Origin of the sequence: Mucilaginibacter lacusdianchii (assembly GCF_009770985.1) — a bacterium.
GTDB classification, from domain to species: Bacteria; Bacteroidota; Bacteroidia; order Sphingobacteriales; family Sphingobacteriaceae; genus Mucilaginibacter; species Mucilaginibacter lacusdianchii.
This window is the reverse complement of record NZ_WSRW01000001.1, coordinates 95,632-113,985: the sequence shown is the minus strand read 5'-3', so window position 1 is coordinate 113,985 and position 18,354 is coordinate 95,632. Positions and strand designations below refer to the sequence as shown.

The 18,354-nt window shown below is 43.9% G+C and carries 17 protein-coding genes; 6 read left to right on the top strand and 11 right to left on the bottom strand.

The genetic code is table 11. The annotated features are described in order from the left end of the window. Positions 1–65 precede the first annotated feature (65 nt). A complete protein-coding gene (locus GPM24_RS00550; protein ID WP_158824795.1) occupies positions 66–965 on the bottom strand; it encodes a 1-aminocyclopropane-1-carboxylate deaminase/D-cysteine desulfhydrase in 900 nt (299 codons plus the stop codon). A gap of 120 nt (positions 966–1,085) precedes the next feature. On the opposite strand from GPM24_RS00550, the gene GPM24_RS00545 reads away from it, so the two are divergent. Together GPM24_RS00545 and GPM24_RS00540 are read left to right on the top strand one after the other, a co-directional pair. Then, positions 1,086–2,129 (top strand): RluA family pseudouridine synthase, encoded by a 1,044-nt coding sequence (locus GPM24_RS00545; protein WP_158824794.1) that lies wholly within the window; start codon positions 1,086–1,088, stop codon positions 2,127–2,129. 20 nt (positions 2,130–2,149) lie between these two features. Beyond that, the gene (locus tag GPM24_RS00540) at positions 2,150–2,986 is read left to right on the top strand and encodes an aminotransferase class IV (protein ID WP_158824793.1); all 837 of its coding nucleotides are present in this window, start codon (positions 2,150–2,152) and stop codon (positions 2,984–2,986) included. Positions 2,987–3,553: 567 nt separating this feature from the next. Here GPM24_RS00540 and GPM24_RS00535 read toward each other — a convergent pair. The 3 genes from GPM24_RS00535 to GPM24_RS00525 form a co-directional block, all read right to left on the bottom strand. After that, entirely contained in the window at positions 3,554–4,345 is a 792-nt protein-coding gene (locus tag GPM24_RS00535) for a DUF3050 domain-containing protein (protein WP_158824792.1), read from the bottom strand. Positions 4,346–4,462: 117 nt separating this feature from the next. Further along, positions 4,463–5,380 carry a methionyl-tRNA formyltransferase gene (fmt, locus tag GPM24_RS00530; protein ID WP_199269672.1) on the bottom strand — a complete coding sequence of 306 codons (918 nt, stop codon included), beginning with the start codon at positions 5,378–5,380 and terminating at the stop codon, positions 4,463–4,465. A gap of 144 nt (positions 5,381–5,524) precedes the next feature. Beyond that, positions 5,525–6,766 carry an exo-beta-N-acetylmuramidase NamZ family protein gene (locus GPM24_RS00525; protein WP_158824791.1) on the bottom strand — a complete coding sequence of 414 codons (1,242 nt, stop codon included), beginning with the start codon at positions 6,764–6,766 and terminating at the stop codon, positions 5,525–5,527. Between GPM24_RS00525 and GPM24_RS00520 the strand changes: the two genes are divergently transcribed. Beyond that, entirely contained in the window at positions 6,765–8,075 is a 1,311-nt protein-coding gene (locus GPM24_RS00520) for an ABC transporter permease (RefSeq protein WP_369409669.1), read from the top strand. The two genes, GPM24_RS00525 and GPM24_RS00520, sit on opposite strands and share 2 nt — an antisense overlap. Positions 8,076–8,077: 2 nt before the next feature. On the opposite strand, the gene GPM24_RS00515 is transcribed toward GPM24_RS00520, so the two are convergent. From GPM24_RS00515 to mazG, 4 genes are all read right to left on the bottom strand, one after another. After that, positions 8,078–9,580: an outer membrane beta-barrel protein gene (locus tag GPM24_RS00515; protein WP_158824790.1), complete on the bottom strand. Its 1,503-nt coding sequence runs from the start codon at positions 9,578–9,580 to the stop codon at positions 8,078–8,080. Further along, positions 9,573–10,127, bottom strand: coding sequence for an RNA polymerase sigma factor (locus GPM24_RS00510; protein WP_158824789.1), 555 nt, complete (start codon positions 10,125–10,127; stop codon positions 9,573–9,575). The genes GPM24_RS00515 and GPM24_RS00510 overlap by 8 nt, the downstream gene beginning before the upstream one ends. Before the next feature lie 45 nt (positions 10,128–10,172). Next, the gene (locus tag GPM24_RS00505; RefSeq protein ID WP_158824788.1) at positions 10,173–10,613 is read right to left on the bottom strand and encodes a hypothetical protein; all 441 of its coding nucleotides are present in this window, start codon (positions 10,611–10,613) and stop codon (positions 10,173–10,175) included. A 70-nt stretch (positions 10,614–10,683) separates the two neighbouring features. Continuing rightward, entirely contained in the window at positions 10,684–11,487 is an 804-nt protein-coding gene (gene mazG / locus GPM24_RS00500) for a nucleoside triphosphate pyrophosphohydrolase (RefSeq protein ID WP_158824787.1), read from the bottom strand. A gap of 91 nt (positions 11,488–11,578) precedes the next feature. Here mazG and GPM24_RS00495 point away from each other — a divergent pair, with 91 nt between their 5' ends. Beyond that, the gene (locus GPM24_RS00495; protein ID WP_158824786.1) at positions 11,579–11,953 is read left to right on the top strand and encodes a sensory rhodopsin transducer; all 375 of its coding nucleotides are present in this window, start codon (positions 11,579–11,581) and stop codon (positions 11,951–11,953) included. Here the strand turns inward: GPM24_RS00495 and mnmC2 are convergent. The 3 genes from mnmC2 to GPM24_RS00480 all read right to left on the bottom strand — a co-directional run bounded on the left by mnmC2 (position 11,950) and on the right by GPM24_RS00480 (position 16,410). Continuing rightward, the gene (mnmC2, locus tag GPM24_RS00490) at positions 11,950–12,633 is read right to left on the bottom strand and encodes a tRNA (5-methylaminomethyl-2-thiouridine)(34)-methyltransferase MnmC2 (protein WP_158824785.1); all 684 of its coding nucleotides are present in this window, start codon (positions 12,631–12,633) and stop codon (positions 11,950–11,952) included. The genes GPM24_RS00495 and mnmC2 overlap by 4 nt on opposite strands. Next, positions 12,633–13,982, bottom strand: a complete 1,350-nt coding sequence (locus tag GPM24_RS00485; protein ID WP_158824784.1) for a rhodanese-like domain-containing protein — start codon at positions 13,980–13,982, stop codon at positions 12,633–12,635. Before GPM24_RS00485 ends, mnmC2 begins: the two co-directional genes overlap by 1 nt. 226 nt (positions 13,983–14,208) lie before the next feature. Then, positions 14,209–16,410, bottom strand: coding sequence for a penicillin acylase family protein (locus GPM24_RS00480; protein ID WP_158824783.1), 2,202 nt, complete (start codon positions 16,408–16,410; stop codon positions 14,209–14,211). Between the two features lie 89 nt (positions 16,411–16,499). Between GPM24_RS00480 and GPM24_RS00475 the strand changes: the two genes are divergently transcribed. Both GPM24_RS00475 and GPM24_RS00470 read left to right on the top strand, forming a co-directional pair. Then, positions 16,500–17,717, top strand: a complete 1,218-nt coding sequence (locus tag GPM24_RS00475) for an alpha/beta hydrolase (protein ID WP_233268698.1) — start codon at positions 16,500–16,502, stop codon at positions 17,715–17,717. Between the two features lie 75 nt (positions 17,718–17,792). Further along, a complete protein-coding gene (locus tag GPM24_RS00470; RefSeq protein WP_158824782.1) occupies positions 17,793–18,317 on the top strand; it encodes a hypothetical protein in 525 nt (174 codons plus the stop codon). Positions 18,318–18,354: the final 37 nt, after the last annotated feature.

Below are 18,354 nucleotides of genomic sequence, written 5' to 3'. Positions count from 1 at the left end.
AATGCTATAAATATATAAACGAAATTATCGCCCTTTTAGCTTGACCGTTAGCGATGTGAATAGCTTTATTTTATAGTCGTAAATCGATCTTTCATCCCCAATAACCCCATCATGCCTCCGCTATGTACGGCCAAAATGTTGCTGCCTGATGCAAAATGATTTCGTTGGGCCCTATCAAACAAAGCATACAACATTTTGCCGGTATAAACGGGTTCAATGAGTATGCCAGTTGTGGCAATAAAGTTCTGGACAAATTGCAGCAGTTCGGGCGTGGTTTTGGCGTAGCCACCAAAATGATAGTCGGTATGTAATTGGTAGGAGAAAGGAATGGTTAAATAGCGGTTAATCTCATCCCGCATAAATTCGCCGTTTTTTAAAACAGGTACGGCATGAAATTGAGTAAATAGCTGGTGCTGCTGTAAACCGGTGATAATACCCGCTGCGGTAGTGCCAGTGCCGCAGGCGCAAAAAAGGTGTTCGTATACCCTGGGTAGTTCGTTCACCAGTTCACTGCACCCTTGCACTGCTTCGGCCGATGCGCCACCTTCGTCAATAAAATATGCCTGCTCATCGCTGCCAAAATACTCTTCAAAAAGTGCCGGTTTGTTGCGATAAGCATCACGGCTTACAAATATAAGTTGCATGCTATGCAAACGGCACAAAAACAGCGTATCGTTTTGCACTTCTTCGCCACGTACTATGCCGGTGGCTTTAAAGCCAAATTGTGCGGCTGCAGCCGCTGTAGCCAGCAGGTGATTGGAATAGGCACCGCCAAAAGTTACCAGATGATTTTTGTCCTCGGCCTGCGCTTTTAACAATGCATATTTAAGCTTGCGCCATTTGTTGCCCGATATAAGCGGATGAATCAGGTCGTCGCGTTTAATGAAAACGTTCAGCCCTTTTTCTGTAAACAACGGATGCTGCCAGCGGTGTATCGGGCTAAATATGTCGAGCGTAATGGGCATGCGCAAATTTAATAGCCGCTACCTTAGTTTGAGTACCTAATGATATTAAATGATGCATGTTAATCTCATAATTAAATCAAGAAAAGCAGTTACCGCTTAAAAAGCTCTATTTTTGCTGTAATGATACCCGACCAAGTACTAAACGAGCAAGACGAGCAGGACCTTTATGAGCATATGCGCATAGTGGTAGACAAAGGCCAGTCTTTGTTGCGTATAGATAAATTTTTGATGCACCGTACCGAAAATGCCTCGCGCAATCGCATACAAAATGCTATTGAACTGGGTAACGTACTGGTGAATGATAAGACAATTAAGTCGAGCTATAAGGTAAAGCCACAGGATGTGATATCAGTAGTATTACCACATCCGCCCCGCGATACGGAGGTGTACCCCGAAAATATTCCGCTGAACATCACTTATGAAGATGATGATGTACTGATCGTAAACAAACCTCCTGGTTTGGTAGTGCATCCGGGCTATAATAATTATACCGGTACATTGGTAAATGGCTTGGTCTACCACTTTCAGCAACTGCCTACCTTGCCCGGTAATGATGGCCGGCCTGGTTTGGTACACCGCATAGATAAAGACACGTCGGGCTTGTTACTCATCAGTAAAAACGAGCGTGCTATGGCCTGGCTGGCACGGCAATTTTTTGAACATACTATTACCCGAAAATATATAGCCTTGGCCTGGGGCGATTTAGAGCAGGATGGTACCGTAACCGGATACATTGGCCGCAGCGTGGCCGACCGCCGTGTAATGTCTATTTACGATGATCCGGAAAAAGGTAAATGGTCGGTTACGCATTACAAAGTATTGGAACGCTTTGGTTATGTAACGCTGATTGAATGCCAGTTAGAAACCGGGCGTACCCACCAAATAAGGGCGCATATGAAGCATATCGGTCATCCGTTATTTAGCGATGCTACTTATGGTGGCGACCGCATTATAAAAGGAACCACTTTTAGCAAATACAAGCAATTCATTGAAAACTGCTTTGAACTGATGCCAAGGCAGGCCCTGCATGCACAAAGTTTGGGCTTTGTGCACCCCACCACTCGGAAATATATTTATTTTGAAGCACCTTTACCTGCTGATTTTGAAGCTGTGTTACACAAATGGCGAAAATATATTAGCACAAACACAGAGCAAAACGCCTGATTTATTGTTTACACTATCGCATGATGCCTTCTTTTATAAATTTTAATGGTGAAGTATTGCCGGCCGACAGTGCCATGTTACCTATCAGTAACCGGGCGTTTAAGTATGGCGATGGTCTTTTTGAAAGTATGCGACTGACTAATGGGCAGCTTAAGTTTGCTGATTTGCATGCCAGTCGCTTGCAGCATGGAATGATGGACCTGAAAATGGAAGGTTACTCAAACCTGGATGCTTGGTTTCTGAAAGAAAAGGCAGAAGAGTTGGCTATTTGGAACAAAGTAAAGCACGGTCGCTTGCGTTTAACTGTATACCGCGATGCCGGCGGCCTGTATACACCCAATGATAACCGTGCCGGATGGTGCATTGAACTACAGCCTGAAGAGAGGCCGGATTTTCAACTGAATAGTAAGGGCGTTATCATGAACGTATATTCCGAGCTGCTTAAACCCGTCAATTACCTGTCAAGGCATAAAACTTGTAATTCGCTAATTTACATAATGGCTGGCATATACAAAACGCAGCACCGGTTAGATGATGTGTTCATTTTAAATCAGAATGGCTATTTGTGTGAGGCGTTAAGTTCTAACGTATTTGTTTGGTATGATAACCACTTGTATACCCCTGCACTAAGCGAAGGTTGTGTGGCTGGTGTAATGCGAGACGTAATTATCAAGCTGGCTTTGGACAACGATATTCCGGTTACCGAAGCGCAAATCAATCCAGATATCTTAAATGAAGCAGATGAGGTGTTTTTAACCAATGCTACCCGTGGTATTCAGTGGGTAATGGGGTATGGTGTTAAACGCTATTTTAACAGGTTGAGCAAAGAATTGATGGATGAGTTGAATGATATGTAAGTAGGGAGTTTTTATCTAATTTTAGTGCTAGATATTTAACTTCCTTTAGTGGGTTCTGACTTAAGCTAGTCTGCTCATTGCCGCAGGGGCTAGATACTTTTGTCATAGCCACAAAAGTATCCAAAAAGGCCTAGCTCTCGCGATCCCCTGTCTGCCCACATCACCCAGCGCTGGCCCGGGCGCGATAGCAGGCCACTGCGCTTCTTTTTGTCTGAACCGGAATTTATGGAATTAAAGAATTGATAGAACAAGCCCTTAAAAAAGATTCGGCATTCAGCTTTTCAGGCTGCCACTTTCTTAAGTATAAGTACAGACAAAATATAGGAGAAGGTGCAGCCAAGAGGTTTTTCACTTTGTTGCCTGCTTTTTGATGGTGTTCATGAGATCGCTACGCTTATTTCCTTTTGGTCACTGTTCTTTTTTACCGCAAAAAAGAACAGCGAAGCCCTCTTGAGTGCCTATAAAAACAATTAAACAATACGAAAAACAGTAACTTCCACCGGCTGTGGTTCAAGAATATCCCTATCCTAATGAACATTAAAAGAAGTCAAAGCACAAACAAAGTACTTAAGCCACTTCTTTAGCTTCAATTACCTCCAAAATACCATCCCACAATGCAATACGCGCTTGCAACGCGGCTTCAACGGCTTGGGTAGCTTGTGCCCATTTGATTTCGTCGTCGGCGCATAGTTCGGCGGTCATTTCGTAAGCCAGGTGAGAGTGGTGATCGCCGTCTACTTCAATGTGGCGTTCCAGGTAATACAATAGCAGGTCGACTTTGCCCGGAAACTGGCGGTTAATTTCGCGCACCATACTGATAAACATATCGGGTATCAAATCTTCGCGGCCAAAAGTAAATACGGCTGCTTGCAGATAGGCCTGATTGGTATCAATTACATCAAAAGTATGACGGGTAAATCGGCAGGCCGCCTCGGGTATGTCGGCAATGATTAACGCCTCGTCTATATTTTTACCGCCACGTAATTCATCAAACAAAGCACTTATGGCTTTACCTCCGCTGCCTGATTGCTGCATGGCGCGCAGATACAATTCAAAATGGCTGGTACGGTTGCCTTGCTCGTCAATATCGCTTTCTTCACCAGTTACAATTTCATTGATCAGATAGCGCGTATTAGCGCTGCCTACCGGCATCCAAGGCACTTGTGTACAGGTAAGTTTTTGCTGCAAGGCTTTGAGTAACGACATAAAATCCCATACCGCAAAAGCATGATGCTCCATGAAGATATTCAAATCATTTAAACTTTGAATACGTGAATACAGCGGATGGTTTACTAATTGCTGTCTTAAAGGGTTAATCTGCTGTTTTAAGCGGTTAATGCGGGGATTTGAATTTGCCATGTTATGCCTCCAAAATTAAAAGGCATTAACGAATAAACGCTTACAACAGATTTTTATGACGTAAATTTGATAGGATGAGTTAAGCAGGCTCTACATAAAGCCTGCTTAAGCAATTATTTATAATTTAACGCCACGAAGAAATTCTTCGATTCCCATACGTTTTTTACCTTCTAACTGCACATCAGTAAGGCTAATGTAACCGTTATCGCAGACAAACTTGAGGAACGTTTTATTGTCAGTCACAAAAGTGCCTGTTTCTGCTTCGGGCGATGCGTATTCTTTTTCGGCTTTAAAAACTTTTAACACTTTGCCGTTTAGCTCGGTGAAAGCAGTAGGATAGGGGCTTAAGCCACGAATTAAATTATACACCTTATCAATAGGCTGATTCCAGTTAATCTTGCAATCATCTTTAAAGATTTTAGGCGCATGCTTTAGTTCCTGTCCTTCAATCAGCTGTTCCTGTGGTTGTTCGGTGTAGCGGCCGCTTTCAATGGCTTTTACAGTTTTTACCAGTAAACCTGCGCCTTTAGCCATCAGGCGGTCGTGATACTCGCCAGCGGTCACATCATCGGCTATGCTTACTTTTTCTACAAACAAAATGTCGCCGGTGTCAATCTCATGTTTCAGAAAAAAAGTAGTAACTCCGCTTTCGGGCTCACCGTTGATAATAGCCCAGTTAATAGGCGCAGCACCACGGTATTGAGGCAATAAAGACGCATGTAGATTGATAGTGCCTTTTGACGGCATGTTCCAAACCGCTTCGGGCAGCATTCTAAAAGCTACCACCACTTGTAAATCGGCATTTAAGGCTTTAAGCTGTTCTAAAAATTCGGGACTTTTAAGCTTTTCGGGTTGTAATACCGGCAAACCTTGCGATACGGCGTATTGCTTTACGGCCGATTCGGTCAGCTTTTGTCCACGACCTGCTGGTTTATCGGGTGCCGTTACCACACCCACCACATCGCTTCCGGCTTCCAGCAATGCTTCAAGCGAAGCAACAGCAAACTCCGGCGTACCCATAAAAACTATTCTCATAGTAGTTGTATAATTTTTTTTGATAGATATTTAGTTCATAGGTGATTGTTCATGGTCCATATACGACTGAACTTTCAACTGTCAGGCAACACTTATGAACCAATGACGCTGAACCATTGTTTCGCAAGGTACAACAATTACACTTTACTGATAAATCAGGTATTTTTTTCGCATGGTTTTAAAGCGGCTCAGCGCTGGTTCCCAACTGGCCCGGATGGCTTTTTCGCTTGAACCGGCCTCAATTTGTTTACGTAATTTGTCGGCACCGGCCAGCTTGGTAAAATAAGCGTTAAAAAAGTGGCTCTTGTCCGGAAAGGTTTTGTACAGGTTTAACAACCAAGTCAAGTTTAAGTGTTTGCTTTTGCGTAGCTGATTAGTATCGTACTGGCGTAAATCAATACCATAACAAACCTGATTTTTTTGCGGCGGATCTTCGCTCATACCCGGAATACTTACTGGTGTAAATGAAAACGAATATTTTCCTTTTAGTGCCGGATGCCCAACCATTTGAAAAGGAAACATAGTGCCACGGCCCAAACTCAACGTAGTGCCCTCAAAAAGGCATATGCCCGGATACAGCAGAATGGATTGTGCTGTATTTAAATTAGGCGATGGGTTAACCGGTAATACATATGGAATATCGTGTTGGTAGTTAGCCATTTTAACGATTTTAAGTTTGCATTGCACCTTGTTTTTAAGCCAATTCTCGCCGTTAATCATCTGGGCATATTCGGCAATGGTCATGCCGTGTACAATGGGTATGGGGTGCATGCCCACAAATGATTTAAAAGCACTATCCAGCACCGGGCCGTCTACAAAAAAGCCGTTGGGGTTAGGGCGATCGAGGATCATCAGCTCTACGTTGTTTTCGGCACATGCCTCCATTACATAATGCAATGTAGATATATATGTATAAAAGCGGGTGCCTACATCCTGTATATCAAAAATCATCAGGTCCAGGTCCTTCAAATCTTCAACTGCAGGTTTGTAAGTTTTACCGTATAAAGATACCACCGGTATACCGGTTTTGGCATCAACACTACTACTTACAGTAGCGCCGTTACTGGCATCGCCCCTAAAGCCATGCTCGGGCCCAAATATCTTTTTAATGCTGATGCCGGCCCTCACCATGCTATCCACCAAAGGCATTTTTGTGGAACTGATGATAGAAGTTGGATTCACCACCATGCCAACCCGGCGGCCTTTCAGGTAATTAAAGTAGAGTGTGGTTTGGTCGGCACCGGTTCGGATACCTTGATCTCCTTTTTTTACCAGCGGTATGGAGCGTATAGCGCCTACCGGGCGACTGGGTTGGGTTTGCCCCTGGCACGCAGTGTGCAGTAGTACGGAAAGTGCTGTTATAGCAGTATAAAAACTTAACTTCATGGCAGGTATCAATAAAAAACAATTTGGCTTGCCGTTGGGTTTAACAGCAAATCCGCATATTTGCGAAAGTACAAAAAAACTATCTGCATTGAATTTTTCATCGTTCATCGCCTCGCGAATTACCTTTCAGTCTAAGCGTACTTTCTCTAAGCTGATTGTGCGTATTGCCATTGTGGGCATTATGCTGGGCTTAGGCGTGATGATTTTATCGGTAGCTATTGTAAAAGGATTTAAGCGCGAAATACAGCAAAAGGTTCGTGGCTTTGCCGGCGATTTGCAGATCACCAAGTTCGATAACAATTTTTCGTACGAAAATACGCCTTTTAAAATAGATCCGGGGTTTGAGCACCTGGTAAAAGGCGACGCCCAAATTACCCGTTTAATGCCATATGCCACCAAGCCGGGCATCATCAAAGCCAATGATGAAATTGAAGGGGTAATACTAAAAGGCGTAGATAAAAATTATAACTGGACCACTTTTAGAAAAACTTTAATGGCCGGCACGGTGATTAACATGGCCGACTCAGTAGCTGCGCAAAAGCAGATCATGATATCCAGCTATACGGCAGCACGCTTAAAGCTTAAAGTGGGTGATGATTTTTTGATGTACTTTATTCAGGAAACATCGCGCAAACGCAAATTTACCATTGTGGGTATTTATGAAGTAGGGGTAGAAGATGTGGACAAAACGTTTGTAATCGGTAACCTTTCTATCATACAGCGACTTAACGATTGGTCGGCCAATGAGGTTGGAGGGTATGAGCTACAAGTGGCTAATTTTGGTGAGCGTGCGCAGGCCTATGATAGTTTGAATGCCATATTACCAACCTATTTGCACGCCTATACCATCGATGAAACTTATCCTACCATTTTTGAATGGCTCAAGCTGCTTGATGTAAATGCGCAGGTGATGCTGATATTGATGGTAGTAGTGGCCGTCATCAACATGATATCAGCCCTGTTGATTATGATTTTAGAACGTACGGCCATGATTGGCATGTTGAAAGCCATGGGGGCGGATAATTGGCGTATCCAAAAAATATTTTTGTATAACGCCGCCTATCTTATTGGATTGGGATTGCTGCTGGGTAATCTGTTGGGCGTAGGCTTAGGCGTTATCCAAAACAATACGCATTTTTTGAAACTGGATAAAGCATCTTATTATATGACCTTTGTACCAATAGAGCTGGAAGCACTTGATGTAATGCTGCTCAACCTTGGTACTTTAGTTGTCTGTTTGCTGGTACTGATGATACCGTCAACCCTAGTAAGCAAGATATCGCCTGTCAGGGCCATCCGGTTCAAATAACTTTACTTTTTAGGTTTCTGAAACTTTAGTTTAAGGTTTACGCCGCCCGCACCAAAGCGTATTTGCTGCGATCCTAAACCATCAAGCGGATATTTTAAAAACGGTTCGATAACCAGTCGGTTGCTGCTACCCAATTGTACGCCCATACCTAAAGCAACGTTCAGTGTGCGGGCAAAATCCAACCTGTTGAAACCAGTGCGGCTGCTGGCATCCGGAATATTTTCGGTGGATGATGCGCTTAAAGCATTGCCCACATTGTTATCATATTGGTAACGGTAAGTTTCATTAATAAACGTGCTCGAGCTTAATCCGGCCGCAATATACGTGTCGGTTTTGCGTGGGTTGAACTCATATTTCAGGTTAATAGGCAAGTCTAATCCGGTTAAGCTTACGTTATAGCTTCTTACTACCACGGCGGGGCCTGTTACACGTGCAGCAAAACCAAGTGGTATGGCCGATGCAATAGGAGCGTTTTGTACGGATGATGATACACTGCTTGCTCTAACAGCATCCAGCATAATACTAGGCTGTGTAGGTTCACCGCTATAGTTAAGTTTATTTTGGGCAATAGATAAACCAGTGGACAGCTTTAAATTACCAGCGAGCTTAATATCCGAAGTAAATCCTGCGCCAACATTGGGCTGGGTGCTGCTGCCTTTAGCGTAGTTAACGTAGGTTGCCGCATATACACTGTAAATAACCCGTTTGTCGCTTTCCTGCTTTTTATTGTTATTGAATTTTGGCGACCGTTCTTGCTGGTCTCTAGCCAATAGTTCAATCATCGACGGTTTTTTAGTAAAGGTTTTTGCAGAATCTTTTGCGCCGGTAGCAGTTAGAGGTTTCTGTTGTGCTAAGATAGTTTTGGAAGCATTCGCCGCACTGTCGGTAAAAGTATTGTTTTGAGGTAATGTTATGCTGTTTTTATCAATAACTACCTTATCAACAGTAACAGAAGTAATGGTGATTGATGGTTGTCCAGGAGCATAGATATTTGCCGGGCTTTGCTTTTGTGGTAGTGTTGGCTTTAATAATTCAGACGAATTTTTAGATGAAGGTGATTTGCGCTGCGCGTACACTTCACGAGTTGAAGGCACAGAAGTGTTAGGTATGGTGCTGCCATTGTTCTGATTATCAGAACGTTCATGACTTTGGTTAGATGAAGCTGCATTTCCGGTTTGCTGCGGGTTATCTTTGCCGCTAAGTTTCTCATTAATGCGGGATGATGGTGACTGTGCATGTGCTTTGCTACGATTACGGGTACCGGCCAACTGATCGGTTTGCGGGCGGCGTTGTTGCAGCCACAAACCGGCAAGGCATAGCAATAATAGTACCGCCGCTACCATACCCCGCCAAAACCATACGCCTACTATCGGGCGCTTGGCTTTTTCAGGATATTTTTCACGCAGTAACAACCAGCCTTCGTCAGCCGCCAGGTCATCCTCCTGGTAGTTGTCGAAAACGTTGCTGATACGCTTTCTTATATCGTCATCCAACTGTTCACTCATGGTTCTGAGATTCTGTGGTTAATGCTTTTCTTAATTTTTCTTTGGCCCGGCTCAGGTACACTCTTGATGAACTGGCAGGTATGGATAAGATATCCGCTATTTCATCGTGGTTGTAACCATCAATTTCGTACATGTTAAATATAGTACGCTGTATGGCCGGCAACATGTTCATCATCTTTAATATATCTTCGGCGTTTAAAAGCTCAACGGCAGTAGTGTTATGCCCAATGTGAACGGCATCATCAATGTCTGTATGTAACTGGAATTTTAAGTCCTTGCGCCGGCGGTCTATCGAGGTGTTAATAACAATGCGCCGTAACCAAGCTTTAAATGGCCGGTCGGTATTATAGGTGTTGATGGTGTTAAATACTTTTATAAAGGCGTCGTTAACTACTTCCTGTGCATCATCCCGGTTGGTGCTATAGCGCAAACCTATACCCATAGCATAGCCATAGAACCGCTTATACAGCAATTCCTGGTATTTTAAGCTACCATCTTTACACTGCTGAATAAGCTCAATTTCAGCAATGCTGTTATGTGCACGCATTCAGGATAAGTCGATCAGGCTATAAACAGTAAGTTAACGCAAATATTATTTTTTCAAATCGTAAAAATAAACCAATGTATCATTCCACGCTTTTAATCGAAATATGCTGCCATCATATTGATAAGGGTAGGTACCAGCCAGGTGAATTTTAGGTAATGCTGTTAAAGGTTTGGTATTACCAGCAGGAATAGTATTATCTTGAAATTCTATATAGGCACTGTTGTAACCAAATAACCCTTTACTGCCTGCATGTAGCGTAGTGTCGCCGGTTACTGCAAAATTATTGCCGCTTAATTGTAAACTTAAGTTAATCTTGGTAGTATCCCATATTTGCTTAGCGTTTACATAACGGGGATTACGCAACTTATAAAAAATACCTGTAAATGTACCCTGCGGTTGTACAATAGGTGTTTCATTACTTTTTAAGCAGCCGGTTGCCAATGCTGCTATTAATGCTAAAGCCCCGCCTAAACGTATTCTCATCATCAATCAAAATCATTTAATTAATGGCAATACGTAAGGCAGAGCTTAAGTGTAACAAGTGTTAATGAAAATATTATAAGCTTTTAGCCTCGTTCCAATACACGTCCATTTCGGCAAGGGTCATATCTTGTAATTGCTTGCCTTGCTCACGTGCCCGGTTTTCCAGGTGTTGGAAGCGCTTGATGAATTTGCGGTTTGTTTTTTCCAATGCATCCTCGGGGTTGATGTTGATGAAACGGGCGTAGTTAATCAGCGAAAACAGCAGGTCGCCAAATTCGCCTTCGGCTTTGTCATGATCAATAACCTCATTGCTTTCGGTATTAAATTCGTTTTTAAACTCCTGCATTTCTTCTTCTACCTTTTCCCAAACCTGGCTTTTATCTTCCCAGTCAAACCCTACACCACGTACTTTTTCCTGAATGCGGGATGCCTTTACCAATGCCGGTAATGAAGCCGGTACGCCAACCAGTACAGATTTGTTGCCTTCTTTAAGCTTAATTTGTTCCCAATTGCGTTTTACGTCGTCTTCGTTATTTACATCAACATCAGCATAAATATGAGGATGGCGGTTTATCAGTTTATCGCAAATGCCGTTCAATACATCAATAATGGTAAACTGGTTAGTTTCAGAAGCAATGCGGGCGTAAAATACCAAGTGCAGCATAATGTCGCCCAATTCTTTGCGTATTTCGTCCATGTCGCCGTCCAGTATGGCGTCTGATAGTTCGTAGGTTTCTTCTATGGTAAGATGGCGCAGGCTTTCCAGGGTTTGCTTTTTATCCCAAGGGCAGTTCTCGCGCAAATCGTTCATTATGGTCAGCAGGCGTTCAAAGGCTGCTGATGAGTTGTTAGCCGTTACAGGCGCTGTTAATGGCATAAGTATATGTTTTAGATTAGCAAAAGTACGTATTGCAAACTTAGCCCAAACTGTTTTTTATACAGCTTGTTGCATTCCAAACAAGAATATTATGCAAGCAATTGGAAAAAAAATATGGGTAATTGCCGATGGTTATATACCGGCTTACGGAACCGGGCCTGAGCCGGAGTTTACCAGCCATGAGGCCGCTTGCATACTTAATGCCGGTGATATGGATGCAAAGGTTGAAATTACCCTTTATTTTGAAGACAAAGAACCTATTGGCCCCTATAAGGTAGACGTGCCCGCGCGTCGAACCGTGCACCAGCGTTTTAACAATATGCATGATCCGGCACCTGTACCGCGTGGCATTGGCTATTCTGCGGTTATTACCAGTAACATGCCGGTGGTAGTGCAGCATACACGGCTGGACTCGCGCCAGGCCGAAAACGCTTTAACCACTACTATGGCATTCCCGGTAGATTAAGCTGGCTTTACGGCACGCAGCATTTCGCGCTTACCCGGTGCGCCTGGTGCTTTTTCTACTTTTAAGCCTAAAGCTTTAATTTGGCGTTTCAGGTTGCCGGTAATGGCATAGGTAACAAACACGCCGCCGGGCTTTAAAAACTGTAGCGTATGATCTATTGCCGCCTCATTCCACATATCCGGTTGATGAATGGCGGCAAAGGCGTCGAAGTAAATGACATCATATTGCTGACTTGCCGAAAAGTTCAGCAGCTGGCAGTGTGCCGTTTGAAACACACAATATTCATTTAATGTAACTGGCTGCTGTAGTGATTGGGTATAATGCTGCAAAAAACTTTGCCACATTTGGCTGGAAATGTATTGCTCATATCCGGTGTTGCTTAGCATTTCAATATTTAATGGAAAAGCTTCAATACCGGTATAATTTAATTGTATTTGCTTGGCTGTGCAAAAATCAGCCGTTAATAAAAAATTTAGACCTGTGCCCAAACCTACTTCCAACACCGAAACGGTGTTGGCATCGCTACCGGCCAAAAAATAGCGTAAACCCGAGTTTAAAAATACATGCTGACTTTCTTGCAAAGCGCCATGCCGCGAATGATAATTTTCGCCAACCTGTGCGTTGAATATTGTTTTAGAACCGTCGGCTGTAGTGACTATGGATAGGTGGTCGGTATTCATTAGTTTGCAGGTTCGTTTACAAATTCAACTACCACCTCGCCCAAATCATAAACCGCAACGTTTTTAATTTTTGCGGCGAGGATGCTCCGGCCGGCGGCAGAACGGTAACCGGCAGCGCAGTGCACTACAATAGGTTTATCGGTAGGTACCTCATTTAACCGGTCGCGCAGTTCGGGCAGTGGAATAGTCATGCAATTTTCGAATACCAGCTTTTGGTTGATTTCATTCCAATTACGGGCGTCAATGATGGTATAGGCTTCGGGCTGCGCCTTAAAATCTTCCAATTGTAATTCGGCCGATTGCTCGGTTGCATTAGCAGGCGTTATGGAAGCGCCTTTTATCTGTGCTTCGTAACCAATTTTAGCCGCCCGTTTAATAGCTGTATGCAGCGTTTCTTCATCTCCTGCTATCAGGTAAAACGGTTCATTGGGGTAAACTATGGCACCCAGCCAAGTCTCAAATTTTCCTTGCAGTTGTAAATTGATAGTGCCTTGCACGTGTCCGGCATTGAAAGCGGCTTTCGGGCGAACGTCAATAATAATAGTATCGGCCTCTAAAACCGCATCACTGGCTAATTGTGGAACGCTGCTTATACTTCGCTGATAAGATGGTGCACCTTGTTTATTCAATTCCACATCAAAACCAAAATAACGTGGCATAAAGGGCTGATCGGTAATCAGTGTTTGTATAAACTCTTGTTCGTTTTGCACTTGAAGGGCGTAGTTTTGGCGTAGCTCGCGGCCAATGGTGCTCTGCAAATCCGAGCTCATGCTTTTACCACAAAGCGAACCTGGACCGTGGGCCGGATACACTACCACATCTTCAGGCAGCTTTGCCAGTTTTTGTTGGATAGACTGATACATCTGCCTTGCCAAATCTTCCTTTTTAGCGGTAATGTTGCCCACATCTTCACGTAAATCGGGGCGGCCTACATCACCAACAAACAGCGTGTCGCCAGTGAAAATGGCTACGTCTACACCATTTTCGTCTTCTACCAAAACACAAATAGAATCCGGCGAGTGGCCCGGTGTATTGATTGCTTTTAGTTTGATATCGGCCAGCTCAATCACATCGCCCTCATCAAAAGTTTGATGCGGGTAGGTGGCGCCTAACAAATTGCTCACATAAATGGTAGCATCGGTTGTTTCGTGCATTTCCAAATGTGAACTCACAAAGTCAGCATGCGGGTGTGTTTCAATCACGCCCACTAAATCGGCTTCGTGTAAAGCTGCAAAATCATAATAGGGTTGCGGGTCGCGTGCCGGGTCAATTACTATTATTCGGCCTGCCCGTAATATGGCGTACGAGGCATGTGCCAAATCGGTATCATAAAACTGATGTATCAACATGATGGTGGCAAAGATAGGGATTGCCCGTGAGATAGATTGTTGGCGTTATGTTATATTGTTAGGGGAATGATAATGTTAAGGTTTGTGCCTTTGTTTAACTTTTTTTAGTGCTTCTAAAGCTCTTGTAGGCTAGAAACGAACGGGTGAATTAAGTTGTTAGCTGTTGGAGGAAATTAAATAAAAGCATAAACCTCAAAAAGGGAAAATGTATAAGGACGTATTATCGTTATTCTCCTGGATGGTAGCTCCGCTCTACATGCTTCAATACATCCTCTTTATAAAACAGCACATCTTTGAATTTGCCATCCAGGTACATCTGTGCCTGGTCGGTAAAATGCCGGGAGGCCGGGTCGAAACTTTGGCCGCCGGTGATAACCGTTTTGGCTTTAACACGCGGACCAAACTCTACTGCTGCAATAAAGCTGTTTCCCGAATATCCATAACGGCGTTTAGTGTCGGGTGTTAACCGGCTTACAAATGATGGAAGCTGTCCAAAAACGGATGCCACTGAAGATGCGGCTAGGCTAGGCTGATTATCGTCAAATGTTTTACCGTCGGCCGGGCGCTGGTAACGGTTGATGTAGCCCCATTGCACTTGCCAGGTGCCGTATCGGTTACGTAAATCATTCAGCGTTTCTAAAAAGGCAGACAATTGCTGCTCGGAGGTTAATGTTTTTTCGAGCTGCTCTATACGTTTGGTTTGATACGTGCCTTCCTCGGATGATGATGGGCGAGGGAGGCTGCCCATAATGCGGGTACCCCATTCAACGGCCAGTGTTGTGGCTATCGAGTTTACGGCCGAGTTACGATCCCATTGTTGCAAAATTTGGATTGGCGGCGTAAGTACATGTTTCAAAGCCGTATCAGTTACCTGCTCGTAAGCTTTAAACAACGGTGGCAGCAATACATCGAAGGCAGCCAGGTAATGGTCGTAGCCTTTGGTAATTAAAGCGTCTAATGTAAGTTTCTCTTTGTTGTCAAATAACCGTACTGCGTTTACACCTCGATAATTTTGCCCATCGGGTGCCATATAGGCCGGATACTTACTGGCATCCGGGCTTTCGGCACCGGCCGAGGCATAGGGAGTAGCATTGCAGTTTTGTATCCACCCACTTTTCGGATTATGTACCTGCACTAGCTCGCTTAACGCGTGTAACCCCTGCCATTCGGTAGCCGAAGTAGTGCCATCAACCGGTTGTGTCCAATCCAGCTTAGAGTTGCGCTTAGGCACAAAATTGCCATACCAAAAAGCCGTGTTACCCTTGTCATCGGCATAAACGGTATTATTGGTAGCGTTGGATAGTAAATCCATTGCTATTTGATACTGCGCATAGGTGTTGGCTTTGGTAACCAGCCATGATTCGAGCAAAGCGTTGTACGAACGGTTATTGGCCTTCAGGCTCATCCATTGCCCGTTACGGCTACCCAAAATAGGACCATGATGCGTATAGAAACCAGTAATTTTTACGGGTGCTACTTCGTTGCCTTTTTTGCAATTAATGGTTAGTTGACGTTGCATAACCGGCATTTGCTTGCCGTTGTACTCGTAGAACCATTCATTGCCCTTTTTGGTTACCTTTTCCAGATACACATCGCCCACATCTGCATTACTGGAGGTATGCATCCAACCGCAATGTTGGTTAAATCCCTGATAGATAAAAAACTGACCCCAGGTAACCGCACCGTAGGCATTTAGCCCTTCCTCGCTTACCAAATGCACTTCTGACCGGAAGTAAAACGGCACGTGCGGATTGATATATAACATAGCGTTACCCGAAGCCGATTTGTTAGGCCCAATGGCAAAGCCATTCGAGCCAATCTCGCGATCAAATACGCGGTCTTCCAAACTTAGTGTTGGTTTTTGCAGTGCACCTATCTTTGCCTCGGGCGCATTACTATAGAATTGCCGGGTTTCATTCAAATTGATGCCGCCGGTAACTGTGGCGTTAACGCTGCCATCCGTAAACATCAAGGCGTACCAAGGCTCAAAATGAGTAAGTACCTGTGGTTTTGTTTCGGGATGTTTGTATAGGTAATAATTAACGCCGTCGGCAAAGGCATCCATTAGCTTTTTAAACCAAAGGGCACTGCTTTTGTATTCTTTAATGGCATCGGCACTGTCGGCAATCAGCTGCAGTTGAACGTCTGTGTACAGGTTGCTCTCTCCATCTATATGTGCTTGCTTGCCTAGCTGGTACAGGTAATTACGCTCGATGCCCTTAAAATTTTCTTCGCATTGGGCGTACAGCAGGCCAAACACCACATCGGCATCAGTTTTAGCGTAAATATGCGGTACACCCCAATTGTCGCGAATGATAGTTACCTGTTTGGCTTGCGCCTGGTAACGGGCAATTTCTTGCGGGGTAAACTTTTGAGCAAAAACCAGTGCCGGCAGGCAGCATAAAAGAGCGAGTAGCAGTTTTTTCATTCAGATGAAGTCAGAAATTTGTCGATTGAAAAGTAGGGATTTTTGAAGGTTTTTGTGTGAAGGAGGCAGTTTAATATTGTAATAATGTTATGATGAACAGTTTTAGAAACTATATCCCCCGACATCAGCTTGAAAACATTTTATCATCTTTACCCTTTACAAGCTATTCTATGGTTCGCCTTATTCTGCTCATTATTATCTTTCTGGCATCGCTGCTTGTGGTGTTTAAAGCCCCAACTTATCACTTGTGGCTGTTGGCTATTATGGTAACCGAGTATTCCGTTATCTTCATCGCCATAACTATTTTGCTTTTGCTAACCGGATGGTGGGCTGGCAAATATCAAATAGCCGGAACATTAATTGGCATTGCAGCACTGTATTTTTTTACATGGCCCATTATCAGTGCCTATCGTATAGGCAAAAGCTTGCCTGCCGACATGGCTAAGGCACTAGATATGTGCGGTAGCTTGCCTAATGAAAGTTTGATTAAAAGGTCACCATTTACCTTAAGCAATCTTTTTAAAGGTGCTGATGTGCAGCCTTACAAAACATTTACTTATGCTAACTGTCAGGATACCAATTTAACCCTTGATTATTATGCTGCACCCACCAAAGGCAAGCGCCCTTGTGTAGTAGTCATTCACGGCGGTTCATGGAGCAGTGGCGACAGCAAACAACTGCCCGAATTAAATACCTATCTAGCCAGAGCCGGTTACCAGGTGGCCAGCATCAATTATCGGTTGGCCCCAAGATGGAAAAGTCCTGCACCGGTGCAGGATGTAGCCGAAGCACTTAACTATTTGCATCGCCATGCTGATGAATTGAAAATTGATACCAGCCAGTTTGTATTATTAGGTAGGTCGGCCGGGGCACAGGTAGCCTTATTGGCGGCCTATACCTTACCCAATAGGGGCATAAAAGCAGTGATAGATTTTTACGGTCCGGCTGATATGGTTTGGGGATATTCGGTACCTGCCAGTAAACTGGTGATGGATTCGCGCAGGGTAATGGCTAATTATCTGGGCGGATATTATCCGCAAGTACCACATAACTATGCGGCCAGTTCACCTATTGCGTTTGTAAACCGGCAAAGTGTGCCTGCTCTTATTATACACGGCGGTAACGATGTGCTGGTGGCCTATGAGCACAGTAGTCGACTGGATAACAAATTACAGCAAAATGCAATCCCGCACTATTGGTTACGCTTGCCTTGGGCTACACATGGATTTGACTATCACTTGAACGGTCCAGGTGGGCAATTATCTACTTATGCCGTACACCGTTTTTTGCAGGCGGTAGTAAATTAACCACACAACTTATTTAAAACATTTTGGTGCCTGGGTTGATTGTTTAACTATAAACCAACCAAGCTGATCATTATTATGAAATATGCATTCATTTTTGGCACAAGCGTTTTTTTAAGCGAACAGCCAACCGTTAGTTATGCCGATGCCAGCCGCCGTATAGATTTTTTGCGGATACTATCACACTACAGACACATAAACGGCGGCACCGATAAGGTGCTTACCATTGATGCACACATTACATCAAGTGATGATTTACCTGTTGAAATTCTCGGCAACCGGGCGCAGGAAGGCACTAGTATCGTTACCAAAACTGACGATTACCGTATTGGCTTTTACCGCGATGCCAACAGCCATCACCCCATACTGGAAGTACACCAGTTCACAGAAAATGAAATTGCCGGTTTATCCAGCCATATTGTGAATGAGATAGAGGCCCAACGCCCAGACGTTGTTTTGGGTATAAAAGGCGATTTTAGGGTAGAGGATCATCGCATCTTGATTGAAAACGAAAAGTTTTTTGTAGATGGAGATGATTATGCCAATGGTGTAACCAACGCGCATAACGGCGTTTTACTTACACCGTACGGTGTAATTTCCTAAAACACCGGCAAAACCTTTTTGGTGATTTTTTATTGTT